The following is a 22,986-nucleotide window of genomic DNA, read 5'->3' as shown; positions in this document are numbered from 1 at the left end:
AGCGTAGGGAACGCGGTGCGGCGGGACAAGCAGCAGATCGGGACGAAATGGGCGCAGCAGATGGCCGGCGGGGCGCCGGCGCGGGTAGGGCATGCGTGCATGCCCGTGGCGGGTGGTTATGCGTCGGCGTCGACGACGCGCGCCGGATCGAGCGCGCGGATGCGCTGGTCGATGAAGTAGCCGCCGCCTTCCTGGTAGCGCAGGAACAGGCGTGCGCACGAGCGGCAGCGATTGACGGTGCAGCGGTTGTACGGGAAATGGCGCAGGGCGATCGGCGCGTCGTCCGACGCGTAGTGCGTGCCGCCCGGATGATATTCGGCGTAGGTCGGCTCCGTGTCGCCGGGCGGCGCGAGCGTGGCGACTTCGATCAGTTGCGCGTCCTGCAGCGACAGCGGCAGGGTCGTCCAGCCGGCGAGCGGCGTTTTCGTGCAGGTGCACGATTGCGTGACGTGCGCGGCTTCAGCCGTCAGTTTCAACAGCGCGTCGTGATCGAGGTAGGGCAGTTGACTCATGGGAATTCATGAAGGGCGGCGGGATCAGCACTGTAACCCGCGGGTGGATTGCGTGCAGCACCATGCGCACCGTGCGCGATTCAACCGCCCTTGCGCACCGAAGGCTGCGCGACGAGCTCGCCGAGCACGCGGATCGCATGCTCGATGTCGCGGCTCCACGGATGGCCGAAGTTCACGCGCACGCAGCGCTCGAAGCCGTGCGCGGCCGAAAACAGCGGCCCCGGCGCGAAGCTGATCCCGCGTGCGATCGCCTGGCGATGCAGTTCCATCGCGTCGATCGCGTCGGGAAACGCGAGCCACAGAAAATAGCCGCCTTCGGGCCGCACCCACTCGACGCCGGTCGGCAGCCAGCGCCGCAGCGCGTCGTCCATCCGGTCGAGCTGCGTGTGCAGCGCGCCGCGCAGCTTGCGCAGGTGCCGGTCGTAGCCGCCGTGCTCGAGATAGTTCGCGATGCCGACCTGCGCGGGAATGCTGGCCGACAGCGTCGTCATCAGCTTGAGCCGCTGCACCTTCTCCGCGAACCGGCCGGCGGCGGCCCAGCCGATCCGGTAGCCGGGCGCGAGCGTCTTCGAGAACGAACTGCAGTGCATCACGAGGCCGTGCCGATCGAACGCGCGCGCGGGCAGCGGATAGTCGGGGCCGAAGTGCAGCTCGCCGTACACGTCGTCTTCGATCAGCGGCACTTCGCGCGCGGCGAGCAACTCGACGAGCGCGCGCTTTTTCTCGGCGGACAGCGTGACGCCGGTCGGATTCTGGAAATTGGTCATGAACCAGCACGCGCGGATGTCGTGCCGGTCGAGCGCGTTCGCGAGCGCTTCAAGGTCGAGGCCCGTGCGCGGATCGACGGGAATCTCGACCGCGCGCAGGTCGAGCCGCTCGATCGCCTGCAGCGCCGCATAGAAGCCGGGCGCTTCGACGGCCACGACGTCGCCGGGCCGCGTGACGGCCATCAGGCACAGGTTCAGCGCTTCGAGCGCGCCGTTCGTGACGACGATCTCGTCGATCGGCTGCGAGATGCCCGTCGCGAGATAGCGCCGCGCGATCTGCTGGCGCAGCGCCTCGTTGCCGGGCGGCAGGTCGACGACCGTGCTCCACGGGCTGACGAGCCGCGTGGCTTGCGCGAGCGATTTCGCGAGACGCGGTAGCGGAAACAGTTGCGGCGCCGGGAAGGCGGAGCCGAGCGGCACGATGCCGGGTTGCGTGGCCGCGTCGAGGACGGAGAACACGAGGCTGCTGATGTCGACCTTGCGCGTGGCGCCGGCACGGCTTGCGCGGCGCTTGGCAGCCGGGCTCGCTGCCGGCGTGGCGCCCGGCGCGACGTAGTAGCCCGAACGTTCGCGCGCGCGGATCAGCCCCCACTGTTCGAGCAGGTAGTACGCGCGAAATACCGTCGACTGGCTCACGCCGTGCTGCGCAATGATCTGCCGTAACGACGGCAGGCGCGTGCCGACGGCGAGGTTGCCGTTGCGGATGTCGTCGGCGATCGTGTGGGCGAGGGTTTCGTAGCGTTTCATCGGCGAGGGTGGCGCGCGCCGTCGCCACGCGCGGGCCGGAGCGGCGCCGCGCCGGCGGGCGCGGCTCATTGTCCGATGCGCGGCCCGAAAAGGAAAGCGCAGGCGCGTCGGCCGCGCTTTCCGGTTGTGTCAGGCCGCGTTCGGTTCGACGTTCTGCCGGTTCGCCGCGCCGCGCAGCGGCGGCAACGGCTCGACCTTGCCGACGATGAACAGGTACGACAGCGCGCCAACCACGCACAACGCGCCGGCCACCGCGAGCGGCACGACGAACGAACCCTTCGTGATCGACAGCATCACGCCCGTGAACGTCGTGATGAAGATCCCCGCGAGATTGCCCGCGAAGTTCTGGATGCCGCCGAGCGACGCGACATGCGCGGGCGTCGGTGCGACTTCGCCGACGAGCGTCCACACGTTGGCGCCCGCGAACGACAGGCTCGCATAAGCCAGCGCGAACAGGCCGAGGCAGGCCCACACGTTTTCGACGAACGCCGACAGCGCGATCGACGAAGACAGCAGCATCCCGATCACGAGGCAGGTCTTGCGCGCAGCGGTCGCGCTCCAGCCGCGGCGGAACAGGCTGTCCGACACATAGCCGCCGAGCCAGCCGCCCGGAATCGCGAGCAGCGCGGGCAGCATGCCCCACGTGCCGAGCGACGCGAGCGAGAAGCCGCGCGATTGCAGCAGGTAGCTCGGGAACCACGTGATGAAGAAGTAGATCGCGAAGTTCAGGCAGAACAGGCCGATCATCATCCCCCACACGGTGCGGTAGCGGAACAGGTCCAGCCACGACACCTTCGGGCCGTCGGTTGCGGCCGCAACGGTTGGTGCGCCGCGTTGCGCGAGCAGCGCATCGACCGCATCGGGCGCAATCGCGCGATAGCGTTCCGGGTCGCGATAGACGAACCACCACGCCAGTGCCCACACGATGCCGATGCCGCCCGTGATCGCGAACGACCCGCGCCAGCCGACGATCGAGATCAGCCACGCGACGAGCGGCAGCGACAGCGCGGAGCCGACGCGCGAGCCGCTGTCGAAGATGCTGCTCGCGAGCCCGCGTTCGCTGCGCGGGAACCAGTTGAACGCGACCTTCGCGAACGACGGGATCGCGGCCGCTTCGCCGACGCCGAGCATCAGCCGCACGCCGACGAGCTGTGCGAGGCCGCGCGCGGCGCCCGTCGCGACGGTGAACACCGACCACCAGCCGACCGCGAGTGCGAGGCTCACGCGCACGCCGACCTTGTCGATGAACCAGCCGGCCGGCAGTTGCAGGAACGCGTAGGTCCAGAAGAACGCGCTCAGCACGAGCCCCATGCCGACCGCGTCGAGGCCGAGATCGGCGCGGATGCTGGGCGCCGCGATCGCGAGGTTCGCGCGGTCGATGAAGTTGATGACGTTGGCCAGGAAGCACATCAGGATCATGGCCCATCGGATGCGTGGCATGTGGTGTCTCCGCGCGGAATGTCGTGACGGGCGGCCGGCGATCCGCTGCGCCGGCCGCCTCGATGGGCGGGTTATCGGGTGGTGTGCGGCGGCGTGCGGTCGAACTTCGCGAGCGCTTCCCACAGGCCGTTCAGGTAGACCGCGCCGAGCGCGCGGTCGTAGAGGCCGTAGCCGGGCTTGCCCGTCTCGCCCCAGATCATGCGGCCGTGGTCGGGGCGCACGTAGCCGGTGAAGCCGGTGTCGTGGTACGCCTTCACGATCGCGGCGATGTCGAGCGAACCGCAGCTCGACAGATGCGCGGTTTCCTCGAAGTCGCCGTTCGCGTCAACCTTCACGTTGCGGATGTGCGCGAAGTGGATACGGCCCATCGCGCCGAATTCGCGCACGAGTGCCTCGACATCGTTCTGCGGGCCCGCGCCGAGCGAGCCCGAGCACAGCGTCAGCCCGTTCGCGGGCGTGTCGACGATGCGCAGGATCCGCGCGAGATCGTCGCGGTTCTTCACGATGCGCGGCAGCCCGAAGATCGGGCGCGGCGGATCGTCGGGGTGGATCGCCATCTTCACGCCGGCTTCCTCGGCGACGGGGATGATCGCCTTCAGGAAGTATTCGAGGTTCGCCCACAGCGCCGCCTCGTCGACGTCGCGATACTCGGCGAGCAGTGCCTTCAACTGGTCGGGCTGGTAGCTCGAATCCCAGCCCGGCAGCGCGATGCCGTCGTCCGGATCGATCCGGTCGACCGCGTCGGTGCTGAACGCGAGGCAGGTCGAGCCGTCGTCGAGCGTCTTCGACAGCTCGGTACGCGTCCAGTCGAACACGGGCATGAAGTTGTAGCAGATCACGCGCACGCCAGCCGCGCCGAGATGACGAATCGTCTGACGGTAGTGGTCGATCAGGCGGTCGCGGCCCGGCTTGCCGAGCTTGATGTCCTCGTGGACGGGCACCGATTCGACGACTTCGAACTGCAGGCCGGCGCGCTCGATCGTCGCCTTCAGCGCATCGATCTTGTGCGCGGGCCAGACTTCGCCCACCGGTTCGTCGTAGATCGCGGACACGATATGCGTGACGCCCGGGATCTGGCGGATGTATTGCAGCGAGACCGGATCGGACTCGCCGTACCAACGGAATGACATCTTCACTGGAGCGGCTCCTGGCTGGCGGTTGTTGCATCGGGCGGACGGGCGGCAGCGGCCGGCCCGTCTCCGGTGTGCGGATTATGATTGGTATGCCAGTTGTGCGGGATAGTGGTTTACCAGTTGTCGGGTTCGGAGCCGGCTGGCATGGCACTGCAGTCAGGACCCCGGCACATCGACCAACACGCCGAACCGGATGCGGGCCGGAATTGGTGTACCATTTTGGCGATCCGGTGCCGCGACGGCGCCGGCCAGCCCGTTGCGAGCCTTTCGATGACCGATCTTTCCAGCCTGCCCGCCAGCCGCGACACCGATGCCGCGGACCGCTCCTATATCGGCCTGGCGCGTCAGATTCACGCGATGGTGGCCGCCGGCGCGTTCGAGGCCGGCGCGCGGCTGCCGTCCGAGCGCAGCCTGGCCGACCAGTTCGGCGTGAGCCGCACGCAGGTGCGCGAGGCGATCATTGCGCTCGAGGTGCAGGGGATCGTCGAAGTGCGGATCGGTTCGGGTATCTATGTGTCCGCGGCCGATGCCGCGCGGCCGGTGACGTTCGAGGTGCCGCGCGGCCCGGGGCCGATCGAGACGCTGCGCGCACGCGGGCTGATCGAGGCGGAAGTCGCGGCGCTCGCGGCGACCGAACGCAAGGATGCGGATCTCGACCGGCTGTTCTTCTCGTTGACGACGATGCGCGAGCAGATGGACGACAAGGCCGCCTACGACGCGGCCGATCGCCAGTTCCACCTGCGTATCGCGGAATCGACCGGCAACACGGTGCTGCTGCACATGGTCACGGCGATGTGGGACTGCGCGCGCAGCGATCCGCTGTGGGACAAGATCGAGGAGCATTTTCACTCGACCGCGCTGCGCGAGGCGTCGCAGGACGATCACCAGCGGATCTTCGCGGCGATCATGGCGCGCGACGCGGCCGCCGCACGCGATGCGATGGCTGCGCACCTGTCGCGCGTGATCGCGGAATTCACTCAGGCGTGGCGCTGACGCGCCGGCTGCTGGCCGCCGGCCGCCGCTAGACCACCTTCAAATCCCTTCGAACAACCCCACATGCTGGTCGTACGCGCGCTGCTGCCGTGCGTACGCATCGTCGAGATGCTCGTGCAGTGCGCGCTCGGCCGCATCGGGGTCGTGCCGCTCGAGCGCGTCGAGCACTTTCTGGTGCTGCGCAAGCGTGACCTCGCCGACGATCGGGTCGCGGACGGTGACGTGCCGCACACGGTCGATCGGCGCGCGCACGATCTCGACGAGCTGCTGCACGCGCGGTAGCCGCGCGGCCGCGCTGACGGTGGCATGAAACGCGTTGTCGCACGCGATCGCCGCGACCGCGTTGCCGCGTTCGATCGCGCGCCGGTGCGCATCCTGGATGTCGTGGAGCTGTTCGAGCTCGCGCGCGCTGATGACTTCGGCCGCGCGGCGGATCGCGGCCGTCTCCAGCACCTTGCGGATCAGCGCGCTCTCGACGAACTGCTCGCGCTTCACGGGCGCGACGAAGGTACCCGATTGCGCGGCGATCAGCACGAGCTCCTCGCGTGCGAGCTGCAGCAGCGCCTCGCGCACGGGCGTGCGCGACACGCCGAGCGCCTCCGCGATGGCGCGCTCGTAGATGACGTCGTTCGGAAGCAGCGTCATCGTCACGATCGCGTCGCGCAACAGCGCGTGAATCTGCACGGACAGGGCCTGCGAGCGGTCCAGTGTGAAATCGGCGGGGATCAGGCGGGCGATGAAGGTGTCCTGGGTGGTGCGTTCTGACTTCATGAATTGGCTAGAGGGTGGCAGGCGGGCCGGCATGCATCGATGGATACCGGTCGACCAATATATTAATGCGCAACTCGATATCGGCGGCTCGGCGGGGATCGTCGGTCGACCGATTCCCGGGTTTACCCCCGTATCGACACCGGGAGGCATCTCTATAATTGCCAACTAATATATTAGTTGGCCGACGCTTCGAAGAAGGCGCGACCGGCGACTCATCCCCACAGGAGACACGTATGCACCTCGAAGACTCAGCAGGCCCCCGCCCGACGGCCCGGGCCTCGACCGCCGCGCCGACCGCCGTGCGCTGGCGGATTTTCTGGCTGCTGTTGTTGCTGTCGTCGATCAACTACATCGACCGCGCGTCGCTGTCCGTCGCGCTGCCGATCATCTCGACCGAATTCAGTCTGTCGCCCGCGATGGAAGGGGTGCTGCTCAGCGCATTCTTCTGGACGTATGCACTGATGCAGATCCCGAGCGGGCTGCTGGTCGACCGCTACAAGGCGCGCACCATCGTCGGCCTCGCGACGATCGGCTGGGGCGCCTGTCAGGCCGTCGCGGCCGTGTGCTTCAGCTGGGTGCCGCTGCTGCTGACGCGGCTCGGACTCGGCATCGCCGAATCGCCGATCATGCCCGCCGGCGCGAAGCTCGCGGGTTCGTGGCTCACGCCGGCCGAGCGCGGCCGCGGCGCCGCGCTGCTCGATGGCGGGGCACCGCTGGGCTCGGCGTGCGGCGCGATCATCATCACGGCGCTGATCGCGGGCCTCGGCTCGTGGCGGCTCGCGTTCGTCGTCGCGGGGGCGGGCACGATCGTGGTCGGCATCTTCGCGTGGTGGTACATCCGCAACCATCCGTCCGAGCATGCCGGCGTGAACGCGGCCGAGCTCGAGCACGTGACCGTGCATGCGGCCGCGGCCCGCGCCGGCGAGCCGAAGGCGAGCGTGCCGTTTCGCGAGCTGCTGCGCGACCGTTCCGTGCTGTTCATGTTCGCGAGCTGGGCCTGCTACAACAGCGTGTTCTACGGGCTGATGACGTGGATGCCCAGCTACCTGCACAAGGCGCACGGCTTCGACCTCAAGCAGATGGGCGGCGCGACTTTCATCATCTTCATGTGCGGCTTCATCGGCGAGCTGTTCGGCGGCTGGCTGGCCGACAAGTGGCGCGCGGCCGGCGGCGCGCCGAACCGCGTGATGCGCGTGATGTTCTCGGTCGCGGGCCTTGCGTCTGCCGCGGCGATCCTCGCGGTGAGCTTCGCGACGGGGCTCGTCAGCGTCGTCGTGCTGCTGTCGATCGCGTTGTTCTTCATCCGCTGGTGCGGGATGTTCTGGGGCGTGCCCGCGACGCTCGGCGGCCAGTCCCGTGCGGGCCTGCTCGCGGGCGCGATGAACTTCGGCGGCAACATCGTCGGCGTCATCGTGCCGATCCTGATCGGTCTCATCGTGCAGTTCACCGGCACCTATTTCCTCGCGCTGATGTTTTTCGTCGTCGCGGCGTTCGGCCTGGCCGTCTGCGCGAGCCTCATCGATTACCGCGACCGGGGCCTCGACTGAAGCCCGTCGCCCGATTCAACCGGAACCGAATCATGTCGTCATTTCCCACCGAAACCCGTCAGGCGCCGGCCGCGTTGCGCGCACGCACGATCCGGCTCGATCCCGCCGACGACGTCGTCATCGCCGTCGAGCAACTCGTCAGCGGCACGCGCCTCGATGACGAAGGCGTGAGCGTCGCGGGGCTGATCCCGCCCGGTCACAAGGTCGCGACGCGCGCGATCGACGCTGGCGCGCCCGTGCGCCGCTACGGCCAGATCATCGGCTTCGCGAGCCAGCCGATCCGGCCCGGCCAGCACGTCCACACGCACAACCTCGACATGGGGGAGTTCGCGCGCGATTACGCGTTCGGCGAAGGCACGCGCGACACCGCATTCGTGCCCGACGCGCAGCGCGCGACGTTCGACGGCATCGTGCGCGCCGATGGCCGGGTGGCGACCCGCAACTACATCGGCATCCTGACGTCGGTGAACTGCTCGGCGACGGTCGCGCGTGCCATCGCCGATCATTTCCGCCGCGACATCCACCCCGACGCGCTTGCCGCGTATCCGAACGTCGACGGCGTGGTGGCATTGACGCACGGCGTCGGCTGCGCGGTCGATCCCGACGGCGATGCGCTCGCGATCCTGCAGCGCACGCTCGGCGGCTATGCGTGCCATCCGAATTTCGCGGCGGTGCTGGTGATCGGGCTGGGTTGCGAAACCAACCAGATTCCGCGCCTGCTCGAAACCCAGGGGCTGACGGAGCACGCGCGACTGCGCACGTTCACGATCCAGGACAGCGGCGGCACGCGCAAGACGATCGAGAAGGGCATCGCGCTCGTCGAGTCGATGCTCGCCGCCGCGAACGACGTGCGGCGCGAGCCCGTCGACGCGAGCCACCTGACGGTCGGCCTGCAATGCGGCGGCTCCGACGGCTATTCGGGCATCACCGCGAACCCCGTGCTCGGCGCGGCGGTCGACCTGCTGGTGAAGCACGGCGGGACCGCGATCCTGTCCGAAACGCCGGAGATCTACGGCGCCGAGCATTTGCTCACGCGTCGCGCAGTGTCGCGTGCCGTGGGCGAGAAGCTGGTCGAGCGCATCCGCTGGTGGGAGGACTATTGCGCGCGCCATCACGCGGCGATGAACAACAACCCGTCGGCCGGCAACAAGGCAGGCGGCCTCACGACCGTCCTGGAGAAATCGCTCGGCGGTATCGCGAAGGCCGGCAGCACGAATCTCGTCGACGTCTACGAATACGCGATGCCGGTTCGCTCGAAAGGGCTGGTGTTCATGGATACGCCAGGCTACGACCCGATCTCCGCGACCGGGCAGGTCGCGGGCGGCGCGAACCTGATCTGCTTCACGACGGGGCGCGGCTCCGCATACGGCTGCGCACCGACGCCGTCGCTGAAGCTGGCGACCAACAGTGCGCTGTGGCGGCGGCAGGCCGACGACATCGACCTGAACTGCGGCGACGTGCTCGACGGCGGTGTGCGCATCGACGCGCTCGGCGCGACGCTGTTTCGGATGATGCTCGACGCGGCGTCCGGCCACGCGACGCGCAGCGAGCTGCATGGCTACGGGCAGAACGAATTCGTGCCGTGGCAGATCGGCGCGATTACCTGATTTGAATTCCCTGCGGCAAGGAGTGCCATTGATGCAATCGAACGTTTCATCCACGCGCTATCGTGGCGTGTTTCCCGTCGTACCGACGATCTTCACCGACGATGGCCGTCTCGACCTCGACGGACAACGCCGCTGCGTCGACTTCATGATCGATGCTGGATCGAACGGCCTGTGCGTGCTCGCGAACTTCTCCGAACAGTTTTCGCTGGCCGACGACGAGCGAGACGCGGTGATGCACTGCGTGCTCGAGCACGTGGCCGGTCGCGTGCCGGTGATCGTCACCACGTCGCATTTCGGCACGACCGTGTGCGCGCAGCGCAGCCGCCGTGCGCAGGACGCGGGCGCCGCGATGGTGATGGTGATGCCGCCGTATCACGGCGCGACGTTTCGCGCGGGCGAGGCGGCGATCGTCGAGTTCTTCCGCAGCGTCTCCGATGCGATCGACATCCCGATCATGATCCAGGATGCGCCGGCGAGCGGCACGCATCTGCCGGCCGCGCTGCTCGCGCGGATGGCGATCGAGATTCCGAACGTGTCGTACTTCAAGATCGAGGTGCCGCAGGCGGCCGCGAAGCTGCGCGAGTTGATCCGGCTCGGCGGCGACGCGATCGTCGGGCCGTGGGACGGCGAAGAGGCGATCACGCTGATGGCCGATCTCGAAGCGGGCGCGACGGGCGCCATGACGGGCGGTGCGTATCCGGACGGGATCCGCCGGATCGTCGACGCATGGGCCGCCGGCCGTGCGGACGAAGCCGAGCGCGAGTACGCGCACTGGCTGCCGCTGATCAATCACGAGAACCGCCAGGGCGGCATCGCGACCGCGAAGGCGCTGATGAAGGCCGGCGGCGTGATCGCGTCGGACGCCGTGCGTCATCCGCTGCCGATGATGCACCCCGACACGCGAGCGAGCCTGCTGCGGATCGCCCGCTCGCTCGATCCGCTCGTGCTGCGCTGGGGCCGCTGAGCGCGGCGCGCGACGGCACGGTTCGACGCTTTCACGATGCAACGATATTCAATGATGTTCAACGAGGACGATTCATGCAGATTTCTGGCGCTTCCCTGATCGGTCGGCACAGCGTGGTCGGCGCCGCGGGATTCCAGGCGATCGACCCGGCAACCGGAGCGGCGCTCGCCCCCGTGTTCGGCCGCGCGTCGGCGCAAGACGTCGACGCGGCCTGTGCGCTGGCGGCACAGGCATTCGATGCGTATCGACATACGTCGCTGCACGCGCGCGCGGCGTTGCTCGACACGATCGCCGAGGGGCTGCTCGCGCTCGGCGATTTACTGATCGAGCGCTGCGTCGCGGAAAGCGGCCTGCCGCGCGCGCGCATCGAAGGCGAGCGCGCACGCACCGTCGCGCAGCTTCGAATGTTCGCGCAGGTCGTGCGGGCGGGCGATTTCCTCGGCGTGCGCATCGATCCCGCGCAGCCGGCGCGTCAGCCGCTGCCGCGCGTCGACCTGCGCATGCAGCACGTCGCGCTGGGCCCGGTCGCCGTGTTCGGTGCGAGCAATTTCCCGCTGGCGTTCTCGGTCGCTGGCGGCGACACGGTGTCGGCGCTGGCGGCCGGCTGCCCGGTGATCGTGAAGGCGCATCCCGCGCATCCGGGCACGTCGGCACTCGTCGGCCGTGCGATTCGGGATGCCGTGGACGCATGTGCGATGCCGGATGGCACGTTCTCGCTGCTGTTCGACGACGGTTACGACGTGGGTGCCGCGCTCGTGCGCGATCCGCGCATCCAGGCGGTGGGCTTCACGGGCTCGCGCCACGGCGGCGTCGCGCTGATGGCGCTCGCGGCTGCGCGACCGCAGCCGATACCCGTCTACGCGGAGATGAGCAGCGTGAATCCGGTGCTGCTGTTTGCGCATGCACTCGACGCGCGCGCGGAGGCGATCGGCCGCGCATTCGCGGCGGCGCTGACGCTCGGCGTCGGTCAGTTCTGCACGAATCCGGGGCTGATTCTCGGCGTCGACGGCCCCGCGCTGCGACGCTTCGAGGCTGCGGCCGCCGCCGCGCTGACCGATCTGCCCGCGGCCGCGATGCTCACGCCCGGCATTCACCGCGCGTACGACGAGGCGGTCGCGCGGCTGGGCGCGCAGGCCGGTGTCGAACTGCTTGCGCGCGGCGCGGCGGCCGGTGACGGGATCCGTCATGCGGGCCGCGCCGCGCTGTTCGCCACGCAGGCCGACCGGTTCGCTCGTCAGCCCGAGTTGCACGACGAAGTGTTCGGCCCCGCCTCGCTCGTCGTGCGCTGCCCGGATCTCGACACGATGCATGCGCTCGTCGAGCGGCTCGACGGGCAGCTCACGACGGCGCTGCATGTCGACGACGGCGATCACGCTGCGGCGCGCGCCTTCATGCCGCTGCTCGAGCGGCGCGCGGGGCGCATTCTCGTGAACGGTTTCGGCACGGGCGTCGAGGTCGGGCATGCGATGGTGCACGGCGGTCCGTATCCGGCGACGTCGGACGGACGCTCGACGTCGGTGGGCAGCCTCGCGATCGGTCGCTTCCTGCGCCCGGTCTGCTATCAGGACGTGCCCGACGCGCTGCTGCCCGATGCGCTGCGCGACGCGAATCCGCAGGGCGTGCCGCGCACCATCGACGGGCATCGCGACGCGCAGGCGTGACGGGTCCGTTCCCGAGCGGGCGACGCGGTGATGGCGTACTTTCGACTGATGAATGGCCGCTTGCCCGACGGGCTTTGATGCACGTGCAACGACGCCGGTGAGGCCGCGCCGGCACCGCCGTATACGGCTTCTTCCGATTGCGCGACCGTAGGTTTTATGGTCTTGTTGCGGGATATCGCATCGACTCGAAAAAGGACAGTCGAATGCAGCCGGGCGATTCACACGGGGACCGATTGATCAGGGGAATCGGCGCACGTACGCGCGTACGTATCGCCGTGTTCGGGCTGCTCATCATTTTGACGGCGGGCTTGGTTGCCGCTGCGCTTGCGGCGTTCGCCGCCCCTCCCGAAGCCGTCAACGACAACGTGCTGCGCGTGCTTGCATGGCCGGGCTATGCGGACAGCGACGTCGTCAGCGCGTTCGAGGCGCAATTTCACGTACGCGTCGAAGTGACGTTCGTCGATTCCGACGAAGCACTGTGGACGCGGATGCACAGCGCCGCGCCACCGCCGTACGACGTGCTGGCCGCGAACACGGCGGAGATCCAGCGCTACGCGCACGAACGTCTGCTCGCGCCGATCGACCTGTCGCGCATCCCGAACCGGCGGCGGCAGTTGCCGAACTTCCAGCAACTCGCGACGATCGGCGGGCTCGTGGAAGAGGGCGCCACGTACGCGATCCCGTTCACGTATTCGTCGATGGGGCTGATCTACGACCGCAAGCAGGTGCCGGTTGCGCCGCACTCGATGCGGGAATTGTGGAATCCTCGCTACCGCGGCAAGGTGCTCGACTTCAACAGTGCGCAGCACAATTTTTCGTTCACGGCGCTGGCGCTCGGCTATTCCGATCCGTTTCGCCTGTCGCCCGCGCAGACGCTCGTGGTCGCGCACAAGCTGATCGACCTGCGTCGCAACCTGCTGACGTACTACACGCTTCCTGAAGAGGCGACCGCGCTGTTCGTCCAGCATCGCGCGGCGCTGATGTTCGGCAACTACGGCACGCAGCAGGTCGAACTGCTCAGGCGCGCCGGCGCGGACGTCGGCTACGTGATTCCGGACGAAGGCGCGCTCGCATGGCTCGACTGCTGGGCCGTCACGCGCGGCGCGCAGCATCCCGAGCTCGCGTTCGCGTGGATCAACTACATGCTCGAACCGGCGATCGGCGCGCTGCTGACCGAACGCCAGGGCCTCGCGAACACGCTTGCGCCGCCGCCGGGCCTCGACACCGGGCACCAGCATCTCGTCTGGCTCCAGCCCGTCGAGGACATCGCGCGACGCGAATCGTTGTGGAGCCGCATCGTGTCGGGCGACCGTCCGGAGCGATTCGAAAAATGATCCGGCTCGGGCTCACGTCGAAACTGTCGGTGCTATTCGCATGCATCGGCGTGATCGCGTCCGGCGCGACCGGCTATTACACGTATCGCGCGAACCGCGCGATGCTCGTGCAGGAAGCGCAGCACAGCCTGCTGATGTCGACGCAACTGCTCGGGCAGCGCTTTACCACTGCGCTGTCCGACGTTGCGGACGATGCGCTCGTGCTCGCGCAGCTGCCGTCGTGCGCGCTGGTCTCGGACGGCGACAACCGGGATGGCGCGCCACGCGCACGGCTCGAGCAGGTGTTCTACAGCTTCATGAGAAATCACCCCGAATACCTGCAGATCCGGCTGATCGCGCGCGGGGATTTCGGGCTCGAACGCATCCGCGTCGATCGCGACGCGCACGGCATCGTCGTGCTGCCGGACAGCGTGTTCCAGGAGAAAGGACAGTTTTCCTACGTATTCGATACGCTCGCGACCGCGCCCGGCCATATCTACCTGTCGCCGATCGTGATCAACCACGAGACGGGGTCGCACGCAGCCGAAGGGCTGCCGATCCTGCGGGTGGGCACGCCGGTCGTCGACACGTCGGGCCAGACGGTTGGCGCGCTGGTCGTCGACGTCGAGCTGTCGCGCGTGTTCGACCGGCTCGAGCGCGATCTGCCGGAAGACTATGGGGTGTATCTCGCGAACGAGTGGGGCGATTTCCTCGTGCACCCCGATCCGTCGCAGACGTTCGGCTTCGATCGCGGCCGGCGCGTGCTGATGCAGGACCGCTTTGCCGTCACGCGCGCGCTGTTCGACAGTACGCGCGTCAACGCTACGGTCAATGGCCTTGCCAATCCGGCCGAGGCACCGGGGCAGATGTTCGCGTTCGCGCGCACGCCGTTCGGGCACGACGAGGGCAACCGCTTCGTCGTGCTCGGGATGGCGCGCCCGCTGGGGGACGTGCTGGCGCCGGCCGGCATGCTCGGCGAACGGATCGTCCGGATGGTGCTCGTGTCGAGTTTGTTCGCGGTGATCCTCGCGATCCTGTTCGCGCGTGCGATCACGCGGCCGCTGCAGACGCTCGCGCGTGCCGCGACGCACGTGTTCGACGATCCGGCCGCCGAGCAGCTGCCGGTCGGGCGCGCCGACGAGATCGGCGTGCTCGCGCGCTGTTTCGACAGCATGCGCGTCGAGATCCGCACGCAGGTCGCGATGCTGCGCGCGAAGCAGCTGGAGCTCACGCACCTCGCGGGCCACGATGCGCTGACCGCGCTGCCGAACCGCCTGCTGTTCATGGAGCATCTCGACGCCGCGATCCGGCGCGCGGCCGCGATGCACGAAGGGCTGGCCGTGATGTTCGTCGATCTCGACCGCTTCAAGCAGATCAACGACCAGCATGGGCACTCGGCGGGCGACCGCGCGCTCGTCGCGGTCGCCAAGCGGCTGAGCCTCGTACTGCGCGGCGGCGACATGGTCGCGCGGCTCGGCGGCGACGAATTCATCGTGTTGATTTCGGACGTGCGTTCACCGGCGGTGATCGGCGACGTCGCGTCGCGCATCCAGCTCGTGATGGCCGAGGAACTGGAGTTCGGCGACCGGCGTATGGCCGTCGGCGCGAGCATCGGCGTCAGCGAGTTTCCGGCCGACGGCGCGTCGGCCGAGGAACTGCTCGTCAAGGCCGACGCGGCGATGTACGCGGCGAAGGCGTCCGCGCAGCGCGCGTTCGTGCGTTATCAGGAATTGGTCGGCAGCGGGAGCGGCACCGGCAGCGGGACGGACGAAGCGGCCGGCCGGGTCGCGTCGGGCGGCAGCCGGTGACGGCCGGCCGCTGATACGCACGATGCAAACGCGACGAGCCCGTCGCGGGACGGGCTCGTGGCCGGTGCGGACTGCGCGCGAAGGCGCGCAGCGGCAGGCTTAGTGGCCGAAGTAGATCGAGTCGCGCGGGTTTTGCACCTTCACGGCCGGTGCGCCGCCCTGGACGGCTGCGGCCGGTTGCGCACCGTAGCCGCTGTTGTCGGCGCCGTGCACGCGGGCTTGTGCGGCCTGGATGTCGGCCGGGTAGTGCGGGCTCGACTGGCTCGGCTTGTAACCGACGCTTTCAAGCTGGACCAGTTCGTTGCGCACTTGAGCGCGGGTCACGGTGCTTTGGGCGAATGCGCCGAACGAGGCGGACAGGGCGACAGCGGCAACGACTGCGGAAACGAGCGATTTCATGATGACCTCCGATGTTTATTGGCTTCCGCGTTCGACACCATGTCGTAAGCGGTTGATTACATCGTAGGCGTCGGGTGACCTAGGGTAAACGTGGGTTTCAGCGAAAGATCCTTGCAGCCGGGGCAATAATTCCGAGACAAACGCCTTCTGTCCCTATTCGATGTTGCCGGATTTGCAAGGGCGAGGGGGCGGATGCGTGCGGCACAGGGGGCGTGCACGGATGGGCGCCCGGCGGCGAAGGCGCGGGCGGAGAGGACGAGGGTGGGGCTGGGGCTGCGATGCTGCCGGATCAGACGTCGTCGTCGATTTCCTTGCGTTCCCGGCGTTCCTCGTTGCCGCGGCGCGCGCGCAGGCGCTGGCGCGACAGCACGGCGATCACCTGCTGGGTCGGCGCGCCGGACGGCAGTTCGTTGCGGATGCGATCGGGCACCATGGGCAGGCCCGCACGCTGCCGGCGCAGCGCCTTGGCGATTGCCCGGCGGCATTCGTCACCGTGGCAATCCCATTCATCGCGGATTCTCTGGCAATAACGGCATTGTTCCATCCGGACAGTCTAACGCGTCTTCGGGAACCGGGCGGGGTGCCGGCCCCAACCCCAACGTGTCACGCGCCGGGTGCGGTAGCGGCGAGCGCTTGTGCATGCGACTGGAAGCGGCGGTGTTCTTCCGGCGGCACGAGCGAGCCGCCCGTCGCCCAGATCACGTGCGTCGACCGGCGCAGGTCGATCGCGTGGCGATCCACGTAATCGAGACCGGCCGGGGACTGCGCCAGCCAGCCGGGACCGCCGACGGCAGCGGCGGCCGACGGCTCGAGCGCCACGCCCGTCGCGTGCTGAACCGCGAGCAACTGGGCGTAGAGCTGCGCGTCGCTGACGGTGAAGACGCCCGACAGCAACGACGCCATCAGCGGACTGACGAGGTGCGATGCCTGCGCGACGGCGAGGCCATCGGCTTCGGTCCGGTTATCGAGCCCCGCGTCGTAGACGGACACGGGCTTGCCGGGGCCGGCGGCCAGCTGGACCAGCATGCACGGCGAAGCAACGGGTTCGGCAAAGAAGCAATGCACGTGCTCGCCGAACAGTGCCTTGAGACCGTACGCGATGCCGCCCGGTGCGCCGCCGACACCGCACGGGATATGGACGAAGAGCGGGTGCGCCGCGTCCACGCGGCGGCCCGCCGCGGCGAGCTGCGCGGCGAGAGGCCGGGCGCTGGCCGCGTAGCCGAGGAACAGCAGCAGCGAGCCTTCGTCGTCGACGAAGTGGCTGCGCGGCTGATTGCGTGCCTGCGCGCGTCCGGCCGCGACGGCTTGCGCGTAGTCGCCGTCATGCTCGATCACGCGAACGCCGCGTTGTCTCAGGCGCGCCTTCTTCCACGGCTTCGCGTCGGTCGACATGTGGACGACCGACTCGAACCCCAGCGCGGCGGCCATCACGCCGATGCTGAGGCCGAGATTGCCGGTGCTGCCGACGATGACGGTGTGCGCGGCAAACCGTTCGCGTGCGGCGGCCGATGCGAGGATCCGGCGGTCGCCCGCGGGTTCGAGCAGTCCCTGCTCGATCGCGATCGACTCCGCGAGCGCGAGCACTTCATGAAAGCCGCCGCGCGCCTTGATCGAGCCGGCGACCGGCAACGCGTCGTCGCGCTTGATGAACCAGGCGCCGTGTGCGTCTGCCGGGAGCGTCAACCTGCGCTGCAGGCCGTCGGCCGGCATCAGCGACGACTCGATTTTTCCCGCGCTCGCCGCGAGTTCGGGAAACAGCTCGGCCATCAGCGGTTCGCAGCGCGCGAGCCGCGCTTCGGCCATCGCAATCGCGTCGAGCGCCGGCGCGTCGGGCGGCAGCGGGCTGCCGGCATGGGGATTCAGCCACAGCAACGGGTGGCGGGCTTGCAGTTGGGCTAATAGATCGGCGGGTTGGAGCGTGATGGTCATGGATCGGTCTTGCATCGGATAAGCAGGGAGAATGGCTGGAATGCTACGATTCCGGCAGCCTGCGCAAAAGCGCCGATTTCTAATGAATCCATTAGCCTGACTGATATCTATGCGACTCGACGGTTCGCTCCTGGGTGCGTTGCTCTGCTTTGAAACGGCCGGCCGGTTGCTGAGCTTCACGAAGACGGCGCAGGCGTTCAACCTGACGCAAAGCGCGGTGAGCCAGCAGATCCGGAACCTGGAGGACCGGCTCGGTTATCCGCTGTTCGTGCGCCAGGCGCGCGGCCTGAAGCTGACCGAGAAGGGCGGGATCCTGCTCGGGACGATGTCGGGCGCGTTCGTCGACATCAATCGCACGCTTCAGGCGCTTGGCATGTCGGATGCTCCGCTGCAGGTCAGCTGCCTGCCGTCGCTCGCGCTGCAATGGCTGATGCCGCGCCTGTCCGAATTTCACCGGCAACAACCGAACGTGCCGGTTCGCGTGAAGGCCGAGTTTCAGGTGCTGGATCGCCAGGCGATGGAGACCGACGACATCGATGTGGCCGTGCGCTACGACCCGGTGCACTACGCGCGGCTGCATGCCGAGGCGATTCTCGACGAAATCCTGTTTCCGGTCGCCACGCCCGCGTATCTGGCGCAGCATCCGTCCTTTGCGAGCGGGGAATCGCTGGACGGCGTCGTTCTGCTGCACGACGCCGCGCCGTGGGGCGGCGCACCCGAGTTCGTGGAGTGGCGCACGTGGCTGGACGAGGTCCGTCCGGCGTGGACGGCGCATCTCGACGGCCCGCAGTTCAATTTCTCGAGCCTTGCCATCACGGCTGCGCTGAACCATCAGGGTGTCGCGATGGGGCGCGCCGCGCTGGTGCACGACGAAATCGCGAGCGGACGGCTCGTGGATGTCTTCGGCACGCACGTGCGTGCGCCGGCGCGCTACATGCTGTTGTCGCGCAATCCCGACGATCCGCGTACCGCCGTTTTTTCGGACTGGCTCAAGGCCGAATGCGCGCGCTTCGGTGCCGCCCGATCGCGCTTGCTGTCGAACGGAAGCCGGCACGCGTAGGCGATGCTGCCGGACAGGTGGGTCGGAGTGCGAAATAGTTGGGCGGAGGGTACAGCCGTCAACTACAATTTCCCGTCCATCTCCCTACGGATGGCTTGCGCGCGGACGGGTCTGGCGAGCGTTACTTGAGCTGCCAGATACCCCAGATGGCGATCAACAGGCCAAGGCCGAATCCGCAGCCGAGCAACACGTAGGTTTCCATTTCATGCCTCTGAAAGCGCGGCAGCGCCGATGTGGATGTCGGCGTGCGAGCAGCAAAGTCGGTGACGTATCGTCCGCGCCGTCGGGCGGGGCGATACGCCGGGTCCGCGAATACTACGCTTTGCAGCTTTCAGAACGCATGCGCGATCGATGGCTTTACGCCATCTCTCAGTTTTTGCCCGCGTGCGCGTTGTTCATCTGGGTAACGTGCGATCCGCCGTGCCGGAGCACGCCCGATTTCCAGATCATCTGCGACGCCGCGGCGAGCACGAACAGCAGCACGACCATCCTGAAGATCCGGGGCGACATCTTGTCCCGCAGCGGGCGAACGAGCCACATGCCGGCAATGGCCGGCAGGCTGGCCGCCGCCGAGATCGCGAGGTCGGCGCCGCTCGCGTGCGCGGCGCCGCTGAACGTCGTGATCAGCGTGACGATCGACACCACCAGGATGATCGCGATCTGCTTCGTGAAGACGCGCCCGGTTGCGCCGGACGAAATCAGGTAGGTGGCGAGCAGCGGGCCCGGCACCGACGCGATGCTTTCCATCAGCGCGGCGCCGAAGCCGAGTGCGAAGCCGACGGGCTTTTGCCATGCGTCCGGCAGGTTGAGTTTCGGCGCGGCGAGCATCAGCGCCGCGGCCACGATCAGCAGCGCGCCGGACGCCGCTTGCGCATGACCCGGGTTGAGCGAGAGCAGGATCGCGACACCGACGATATTGCCGATCACGGTGCCCGCGATCGGCGCGGCGATCTTGCGTGCCGTCGCCAGTACCTGGCCGCCTTCCAGCGCTTGCGGGATGTTGCCGAGGATGATCGGCATCGACAGCAGCAGCACCGCATGCCGGATCGGCAGGAACTGGCTGAGTATCGGCATCGCGATCAGCGGCACGCCGATGCCCGTGATCCCCTTGGCCATGCCGCCCAGCAGCAGCGCGACGGCGATGCCGGCCAGATCGAACGCGCTGAGCCCCTGCAGGCTGGAGACCAGCACACCTTCAGTCAGATTGAAATGCATCATGGAATGGCATGTCGCGGCCTATCCGGCAGCGAGCGCTGCCGACGGAGCCTGTTGCGGTCGCGTGCATGGTGCACGCATTTGTTCTGGTTGGGCTCGAACCGGAAGTCGATCGCATGGCGCCGCGCCGTTGTGCGGCCGGGGCCGCAGGCAATCGGCACGCGGTTCGAGGATGCATCTTACCTGAGCGGCGCGGCGGACATTCGACGCGGGTCGCGGCGCACCACCGGTATCGTCGGCCCGATCAGGTTCGCGGTTCAATATAATTCACGACAGCTTGCCGCATCATGCACAACCTACATATCCCGGAATGAGGAGACCCGATGACCCTTGCCCAGTTGCAGGCCCTGGCGGCCGTGGTCGAACTCGGTTCGCTCACGGCTGCGGCCGACCGGTTGAACCGCAGTCAATCCGCGATCAGTCATGCCCTGACCGAGCTGGAAGACCTCACGGAGGTCAAGCTGCTGTGGCGCGACCGGCAGCCGGTCGTCCTGACCGCGGCGGGCGAACGCCTGTGGCCGTCCATCCAGAACGTGGTGCGCGAAGCGCAGCTGTTGCGCCAGCAGTTCAGCCTGTCGCGCGGCAAGCTGGAAGGGCAGCTGGTGGTCGCGTCGCTGCCGAGCGTGTCGCTGGCATTCGTCGTGCCCGCACTCGAGGCGTTGAAGGAGATGCACCAGGGCGTGTCGGCCGTGCTGCTCGAAGGCACGGACAGCGAAGTCGAAGGGTGGATCGACGACGGGACGGCCGATATTGGCGTGGTGGCCGGCACGAAGACGTTCGCGCACAATCTGCCGCTGCTCGACGAGGACTTTGTCGCGGTGGCGGCGGACGGCATGTTCGCCAACCGCAAGAGCGTGTCGGCAAAGCAGTTGTCCACGGCCCCGTTCATTTTCTCGAAGGCAGGATGCGGGCCGGTGATCGCCGATTACTTCGCGCGCAGCGACGCGCCGCTGCGGGCCGCGTTCAACGTGGTCGAGATGCGCACCATCCTGTCGATGGCGGAAGCCGGCATGGGCGTGTCGATCGTGCCGCGCATCACGCTCACGTACACGCCATTCGGTGGCCGCGTGCTGGAGCTGTCGCCGAGGCTGCATCGTTCGGTGCGGTTGTCGTGGAATACGGCGGGTAATGCGGTCGCAGATGAGTTCGTGCGGCTCGTCGACGCACAACGCGCGAAGGCAGGGAAGGCGCTCCACACGCGCGCGAAAAAAGGCAGGTAGCGTGCGGCCGGTGCGATGAACAGCGCTCATGAGCGGCTTGCAGTTTATTCATGACGATGTCGATCGAGATGCAATACATTGTTCGAACTCGCCCCTGACCGCTTCGCCCCGAAGGAGATTGCCGTGCCGGCCTTGCCCACCTTGCTTGCTTTCGGACTCGTGTCGCTCGGCATGGTGCTGACGCCCGGGCCGAACATGATCTACCTGGTTTCGCGCTCGATCTGCCAGGGTCGCCGTGCCGGGCTGGTGTCGCTCGGCGGCGTCGCGCTGGGCTTCGTGTTCTACATGGTGTGCGCGGCGCTGGGCATCACCGCGCTGGTGATGGCCGTGCCGTATGCGTACGACGCGTTGCGCTTTGCCGGCGCGCTTTATCTCGCGTACCTGGCGTGGCAGGCGCTGAAGCCGGGCGGTCGCTCGGCGTTCCAGGTCAGGCAGTTGCCGAATGACAGTCGCGCCAGGCTCTTCACGATGGGGTTCGTCACGAACCTCGCGAATCCGAAGATCGCGGTGATGTATCTGTCGCTGCTGCCGCAATTCATTTCGCCGGGGCACGGCAGCGTACTCGCGCAATCGCTGGCGCTCGGTTGCGTGCAGATCGCGGTCAGTGTCAGTGTGAATGCGCTGATTGCATGCATGGCCGGCGCCATCGCGGGCTTTCTGGCGGGGCGGCCGGTCTGGGCGTCGGCCCAGCGCTGGTTGATGGGCACAGTGCTGGCCGGACTGGCCGTGCGTATCGCGCTGGAGTCGCGCTAGCGCTGACGGGCGGTTTGCAGGACCGCCGGGGGCGTTCGCGTTGCAGCGCGACGAAAGCGCCCGGTACCGTCAGCCCTGGCAATTGCCCTGCGCTTCGTTGCCGACCCGAACGGGCGCGGCTTTTTCACGGCGCCGGCCGCGTGTCGCGAGCCAGCACAGGATCGACCCGCCGCATACCATCGATGCGCCTTGCCAGAATTCAATCGACAGCGGCGCATGCAGCAGCGTCGCGGCGAGCATGGCGGCGAGCACCGGGGTGAAGTACGACGCGCCGACGATGACCGTCACGTTGCCGTGCATGATGCCGGTGTTCCAGGCCGCATAGCCGAACCCCAGCGCCGATGCCGCCAGCACGATGTAGATGACCGCATGCAGGCTGAACGTCATGCCGCCGCCGCCTTCGATCGCGAACTTGATCCAGAGCACCAGCGCAACCAGCATGAAGAACGGCGTGACACCGTTCTTGCCGTCGGCGATGCGCGCCGTCACCGTGCAATAGCCGGCCCAGATCAGCGCGCCGACGAACGCGAGGCCGTAGCTCAGCGGATTGTCCGTGACGTTGTGCAGCATGCCGGCCGGATCGAGGCCCTGGTCGCCGCCGAGCACCCGGCAGATGCCGAGCATCGACAGCAGGACGCCGGGCACGACCAGCAGGTTGGCACGCTGCTTGTTGAACACGATTGCCGCGACCAGCGTGAAGCTCGGCCACAGATAGTTGACCATCGCGACTTCGATCGCCTGCTGGCCGTTGCTTGCATAGCCGATCGACAGCGACAGGCACAGCTCGTACGCGACGAACAGCAGCCCGCCCCACAGCAGATAGTTTTTCGGGAACCGGCTCAGATCGGGGAAGCCGACCGAAAACAGCAGAAGCACGGATGCCACCGTGTAGATCATCGCGGCGCCGCCGGTCGCGCCGAGACTTTCGCTCACGCCGCGAACGAGAGCGACGACGGAGGCCCACAACAACACCGCGCCGAGCCCGGCGAGCGTTGCCTTATTCTTGCGCTTCATGCTTCCTGCCTGTTTCAACATTCAAATTCGATTTCAGATGATTCGGTTCCGCCCGCACGAACCGCGATGGCGGACGGAATGAGCCGGTTGGCGCCGTCCCGCGGGGCGGCGCCAACCGGCAATCCCATGCGGC

20 protein-coding genes are annotated in these 22,986 nt (G+C 67.8%); 10 read left to right on the top strand and 10 right to left on the bottom strand.

Going from position 1 to position 22,986, the window contains the following annotated elements:
* Positions 1-116 precede the first annotated feature (116 nt).
* From G3N61_RS07110 to uxuA, 4 genes are all read right to left on the bottom strand, one after another.
* Complete coding sequence (locus G3N61_RS07110) at positions 117-512, bottom strand: hypothetical protein (protein WP_089452775.1); 396 nt, start codon at positions 510-512, stop codon at positions 117-119.
* A gap of 80 nt (positions 513-592) precedes the next feature.
* On the bottom strand, positions 593-2,026 hold the full coding sequence (locus tag G3N61_RS07105) for a PLP-dependent aminotransferase family protein (RefSeq protein ID WP_205821955.1): 1,434 nt from the start codon (positions 2,024-2,026) through the stop codon (positions 593-595).
* 129 nt (positions 2,027-2,155) lie between these two features.
* The gene (locus G3N61_RS07100; protein ID WP_043191046.1) at positions 2,156-3,466 is read right to left on the bottom strand and encodes an MFS transporter; all 1,311 of its coding nucleotides are present in this window, start codon (positions 3,464-3,466) and stop codon (positions 2,156-2,158) included.
* Between the two features lie 71 nt (positions 3,467-3,537).
* Positions 3,538-4,602, bottom strand: a complete 1,065-nt coding sequence (gene uxuA / locus G3N61_RS07095) for a mannonate dehydratase (protein ID WP_205821954.1) — start codon at positions 4,600-4,602, stop codon at positions 3,538-3,540.
* Positions 4,603-4,869: 267 nt separating this feature from the next.
* Here uxuA and G3N61_RS07090 point away from each other — a divergent pair, with 267 nt between their 5' ends.
* Positions 4,870-5,592, top strand: a complete 723-nt coding sequence (locus G3N61_RS07090; RefSeq protein ID WP_043191108.1) for an FCD domain-containing protein — start codon at positions 4,870-4,872, stop codon at positions 5,590-5,592.
* A gap of 39 nt (positions 5,593-5,631) precedes the next feature.
* Here the strand turns inward: G3N61_RS07090 and G3N61_RS07085 are convergent, their stop codons facing one another.
* Positions 5,632-6,363, bottom strand: coding sequence for a GntR family transcriptional regulator (locus tag G3N61_RS07085; protein ID WP_051890403.1), 732 nt, complete (start codon positions 6,361-6,363; stop codon positions 5,632-5,634).
* Between the two features lie 233 nt (positions 6,364-6,596).
* Between G3N61_RS07085 and G3N61_RS07080 the strand changes: the two genes are divergently transcribed.
* The 6 genes from G3N61_RS07080 to G3N61_RS07055 all read left to right on the top strand — a co-directional run bounded on the left by G3N61_RS07080 (position 6,597) and on the right by G3N61_RS07055 (position 15,263).
* Positions 6,597-7,910, top strand: coding sequence for an MFS transporter (locus G3N61_RS07080; protein ID WP_089452778.1), 1,314 nt, complete (start codon positions 6,597-6,599; stop codon positions 7,908-7,910).
* 32 nt (positions 7,911-7,942) lie between these two features.
* On the top strand, positions 7,943-9,517 hold the full coding sequence (locus G3N61_RS07075; RefSeq protein WP_205821953.1) for an altronate dehydratase family protein: 1,575 nt from the start codon (positions 7,943-7,945) through the stop codon (positions 9,515-9,517).
* Between the two features lie 31 nt (positions 9,518-9,548).
* Positions 9,549-10,481: a dihydrodipicolinate synthase family protein gene (locus tag G3N61_RS07070; protein WP_205821952.1), complete on the top strand. Its 933-nt coding sequence runs from the start codon at positions 9,549-9,551 to the stop codon at positions 10,479-10,481.
* Between the two features lie 74 nt (positions 10,482-10,555).
* On the top strand, positions 10,556-12,142 hold the full coding sequence (locus G3N61_RS07065; RefSeq protein WP_089452781.1) for an aldehyde dehydrogenase (NADP(+)): 1,587 nt from the start codon (positions 10,556-10,558) through the stop codon (positions 12,140-12,142).
* A gap of 203 nt (positions 12,143-12,345) precedes the next feature.
* Positions 12,346-13,476, top strand: coding sequence for an extracellular solute-binding protein (locus tag G3N61_RS07060; RefSeq protein WP_043191034.1), 1,131 nt, complete (start codon positions 12,346-12,348; stop codon positions 13,474-13,476).
* On the top strand, positions 13,473-15,263 hold the full coding sequence (locus G3N61_RS07055; protein WP_043191031.1) for a GGDEF domain-containing protein: 1,791 nt from the start codon (positions 13,473-13,475) through the stop codon (positions 15,261-15,263). Before G3N61_RS07060 ends, G3N61_RS07055 begins: the two co-directional genes overlap by 4 nt.
* Before the next feature lie 99 nt (positions 15,264-15,362).
* On the opposite strand, the gene G3N61_RS07050 is transcribed toward G3N61_RS07055, so the two are convergent.
* The 3 genes from G3N61_RS07050 to G3N61_RS07040 form a co-directional block, all read right to left on the bottom strand.
* Positions 15,363-15,662 carry a DUF4148 domain-containing protein gene (locus G3N61_RS07050; protein ID WP_175025163.1) on the bottom strand — a complete coding sequence of 100 codons (300 nt, stop codon included), beginning with the start codon at positions 15,660-15,662 and terminating at the stop codon, positions 15,363-15,365.
* Between the two features lie 289 nt (positions 15,663-15,951).
* Entirely contained in the window at positions 15,952-16,206 is a 255-nt protein-coding gene (locus tag G3N61_RS07045) for a hypothetical protein (RefSeq protein WP_027791787.1), read from the bottom strand.
* A gap of 59 nt (positions 16,207-16,265) precedes the next feature.
* Entirely contained in the window at positions 16,266-17,591 is a 1,326-nt protein-coding gene (locus tag G3N61_RS07040) for a D-serine ammonia-lyase (protein ID WP_241017622.1), read from the bottom strand.
* Positions 17,592-17,700: 109 nt separating this feature from the next.
* Between G3N61_RS07040 and G3N61_RS07035 the strand changes: the two genes are divergently transcribed.
* Positions 17,701-18,651, top strand: a complete 951-nt coding sequence (locus tag G3N61_RS07035) for a LysR substrate-binding domain-containing protein (RefSeq protein ID WP_205821950.1) — start codon at positions 17,701-17,703, stop codon at positions 18,649-18,651.
* Between the two features lie 369 nt (positions 18,652-19,020).
* Here G3N61_RS07035 and G3N61_RS07030 read toward each other — a convergent pair whose 3' ends face one another.
* On the bottom strand, positions 19,021-19,869 hold the full coding sequence (locus tag G3N61_RS07030; RefSeq protein WP_043191020.1) for a sulfite exporter TauE/SafE family protein: 849 nt from the start codon (positions 19,867-19,869) through the stop codon (positions 19,021-19,023).
* A gap of 320 nt (positions 19,870-20,189) precedes the next feature.
* Between G3N61_RS07030 and G3N61_RS07025 the strand changes: the two genes are divergently transcribed.
* Together G3N61_RS07025 and G3N61_RS07020 are read left to right on the top strand one after the other, a co-directional pair.
* Positions 20,190-21,086 carry a LysR family transcriptional regulator gene (locus G3N61_RS07025; protein ID WP_205821949.1) on the top strand — a complete coding sequence of 299 codons (897 nt, stop codon included), beginning with the start codon at positions 20,190-20,192 and terminating at the stop codon, positions 21,084-21,086.
* 123 nt (positions 21,087-21,209) lie between these two features.
* Positions 21,210-21,839 carry a LysE family translocator gene (locus G3N61_RS07020; RefSeq protein ID WP_205821948.1) on the top strand — a complete coding sequence of 210 codons (630 nt, stop codon included), beginning with the start codon at positions 21,210-21,212 and terminating at the stop codon, positions 21,837-21,839.
* Positions 21,840-21,908: 69 nt separating this feature from the next.
* On the opposite strand, the gene yddG is transcribed toward G3N61_RS07020, so the two are convergent.
* Positions 21,909-22,853: an aromatic amino acid DMT transporter YddG gene (yddG, locus tag G3N61_RS07015; RefSeq protein ID WP_143331134.1), complete on the bottom strand. Its 945-nt coding sequence runs from the start codon at positions 22,851-22,853 to the stop codon at positions 21,909-21,911.
* Positions 22,854-22,986: the final 133 nt, after the last annotated feature.

The organism is Burkholderia sp. Ac-20349 (assembly GCF_017104865.1).
Taxonomy (GTDB): Bacteria; Pseudomonadota; Gammaproteobacteria; order Burkholderiales; family Burkholderiaceae; genus Burkholderia; species Burkholderia aenigmatica.
Note: the sequence above shows the minus strand (reverse complement) of the source record. Positions and strands in the feature narration are given on the sequence as shown.